1 protein-coding gene is annotated in these 382 nt (G+C 62.3%); it reads right to left on the bottom strand.

What is annotated here, in order from left to right:
- On the bottom strand, positions 1–382 hold a 382-nt coding region (locus AMD30_RS24385; protein WP_197282853.1), incomplete at both ends, for a transposase.

Below are 382 nucleotides of genomic sequence, written 5' to 3'. Positions count from 1 at the left end.
TTCCAGTTGGTGACGACCTGTCCCTCGACCAGTCGTCCGAGGGCCTTACGGGGCTGTGACCGCCTGGTCCCGCGTTCTTTGAGGCGTTGAGCGGCTCGTTTGTCTTCGATGTCGCAGATGGCCAGCCACAAGAGTTTGCGGACCGCGATGTCGTTGGGGAAATGTCCGCGGTTCTTGATGACCTTGCGGAGCTGGTAGTTCAGCGACTCGATCGAGTTGGTGGTGTAGATGACTTTGCGCAGCTCGGGCGGGAATGCCAGGAAGGGGATGAACCGATCCCAGGCTCGGTCGAAAGCCATTGCCGCACTCGGATATTTGGCGCCTAGTTCCGAGTCGCGGAAGGCTTCCCACTCGCGGCGGGCGGTCTCGGCGTCGGGGGCGG

This window comes from Gordonia sp. HS-NH1 (assembly GCF_001418765.1).
Classification (GTDB): domain Bacteria; phylum Actinomycetota; class Actinomycetes; order Mycobacteriales; family Mycobacteriaceae; genus Gordonia.
This window is presented reverse-complemented; position numbering and strand designations above follow the sequence as displayed.